Annotated in this window: 2 protein-coding genes and 1 pseudogene; 2 read left to right on the top strand and 1 reads right to left on the bottom strand. The window is 59.4% G+C overall.

Translation table 11 applies throughout. The features are described 5' to 3' along the window. The first annotated feature begins 362 nt into the window (after positions 1 to 362). The gene (locus ABIB00_RS38895; protein ID WP_354107997.1) at positions 363 to 674 is read left to right on the top strand and encodes a helix-turn-helix transcriptional regulator; all 312 of its coding nucleotides are present in this window, start codon (positions 363 to 365) and stop codon (positions 672 to 674) included. 95 nt (positions 675 to 769) lie between these two features. Here ABIB00_RS38895 and ABIB00_RS38890 read toward each other — a convergent pair. Beyond that, positions 770 to 1,156, bottom strand: a pseudogene (locus tag ABIB00_RS38890) (MFS transporter); the annotation flags it as partial. A 649-nt stretch (positions 1,157 to 1,805) separates the two neighbouring features. Between ABIB00_RS38890 and ABIB00_RS38885 the strand changes: the two are divergent. Then, positions 1,806 to 2,174: hypothetical protein (locus ABIB00_RS38885; RefSeq protein ID WP_354107998.1), on the top strand; the 369-nt coding region annotated here is incomplete at its 3' end.

Below are 2,174 nucleotides of genomic sequence, written 5' to 3'. Positions count from 1 at the left end.
CAATGCGCGCCGACAAGACCGACCAGAGCTTCACTTCAATGATCTATCTGGCCGCGGCCGCGATAAACTCCAGATGAATCCCAACAGACCCTAGTTTAGATCCACCGGGCCGCGTTCATCGACGACGGCGTCGACAAAACTGTGCCTTGCGGATGGCTCCGAGCTTGGTTCATTCGCTCTTCCAACTGCCCAGGAGCAGATTGACGTCCGGCGCGTCATTGCCGGGCATGTTTTCGTATGAGGATGCCATCGTCCCTCTATCAGAAGTGATGTTACTCTGGGCTTGCAGCCGACTCAGACAGCGCGCCCTAAACCGCCGGTATAGTCGCGGCACGTGAAAATGCCGTTCGCAATCATCGCGAATTCGAGGCAATTCCGACCGACGATGGACTGGTGATATCCTCGTAGCGGACGTAGCGAAGGCGTGCGGGTTCTCTCGCGGCCACTTCACGCGCTCATTTCGCATAACAACGGGCATGACGCCCCATAAATGGCTGCTGCTACGCCGGATCCAACACGCAAAAACGCTATTGCTGGAATCGTCGATTACCGCCGCGGAGATCGCCGTCATTTGCGGGTTTGCCGATCAGAGCCATCTAACGCGGGTTTTCACGCGTTCGTCGGGACGCCGCCTTCCGGATGGCGCCGGGAACATAAAGGCCAGAGAACGCTAGGATGCGCGATACTGAACGGCAAACGAGGCTGGCTCGACGAAACGCAATAGCTTGTTCGGCGCACTCAATTGACCAAGCGGAAATGGGCGGCTCAATCATACGGCCGCTCCTGTCCAACGGCCGATACCATCAAGCTCCAGCGTCAGAAAGTGACGCACCACCGGTGAATTTGGGCCGATGTGAAACTGTGTAGTCTCCCGCTGAATATCCGCATCGGCATTCGACAGGCGATGATGCTGGCGCAAATGCTCCGCCCACGACTCCACCATGAACCATTCCACGATGCGCTCCGAATCCGCGGCGTCTTCCGTGATGCCCCAGCCGTAGGCTCCGTCGCGCCGTCGCGCCTGCGACAGGCGCTTCAGGCACTCAAAGAACTTCGGACGGTCGTCCCTTGCGATGCGATATTCGATAAGGACAAGCACCGGCCCACGATCATGCTCGACCGGGTCCGCGGTCCGCGAACGATCGACTTCGTTAGAACGCCGTCGGAAGCGGCAGAGGATTGTTGCGGGGCTCGGCAAACTGCGCACCGGGCTAAAGAAGGTGCCTGCCAAGAGCGACGGTACGCTGCTGCGGGCAACGTGCAACATACGCGAGTTCGGCGGGACCAAGTATCGCGGGCGAACGGTCGACGCGATGTACTCCACTGCGGAGTGCATGAGCCGCTTCGACGTGATCGCGGTGCGGGAGTACGGGCCGACCTCAAGGCTCTCAAGGACATTCTACGTCTGCTTGGCAGGCAGTGGGACGCCATCTTCACAGACGTCAGTTCGCCGACGGCAGCAATTTCGAGCGGCTCGCCTCGGTCTACAACACGGCCAAGGTCAGCTTCACCGAACTTGCCGGCGAACTGGTTCTGTCGAGCAAGACCGCCACGGAGCGAATGAGCCAGGTCGCCCGTGTCCCCTTAGTCTGCGTTTCCAGGTGGGTTTGGCCAAGAGAGCCGGTCCCGTTTGTCTGAACAGAATCTCCGCGTCGATAAGTGGAGCGTCTGCCTGGGTTAGGCCGCCAAGCGGCCTGGCGGCTGGTTGAAGTAGGCTTGATCCGGTGTGGCGTCGTCAAGGCTTTGGTGCGGTCGGTGACCATTGTACAACGAGGTTTGAGAACGCCCACAGGACCGCTCTTCGCGTGGTTCTTTATCGATATCATCCTTGGTTTGGTTGCCGTGTTTGCGTTCATGGGGCCGTCGACAAGGCTGGCGATGTCGCCTTCCGCTGCACGCTGGATGGATCGCAAGCAGATCGTTGGCTGGAGGTTCCAGCATGGATGTTCGACCGGACGGCATGCCCTGAGGCGGAGCGTTTGGCAGCTCGGCCATTTGTCAGCATAACCGCACTTGCAGCCCTTTCTGCGCTTCTCGATCTGGTGTTGATGGATCGAACGCCATCAGCTGCCCTGCTTTCTAGCGCATCCAGAGCCTCTCACGACCAGAATCGGGGAGAGACCCATGTCACGGCAGACGGCAATGCCAGGGAGCGGATACCGACACAATCGACA

The sequence above is a fragment of the Bradyrhizobium sp. LB14.3 genome (assembly GCF_040547985.1).
Lineage (GTDB): Bacteria > Pseudomonadota > Alphaproteobacteria > Rhizobiales > Xanthobacteraceae > Bradyrhizobium.
The sequence above is the reverse complement of the archived record's forward strand: the minus strand, read 5'-3'. Positions and strand labels throughout refer to the sequence as shown.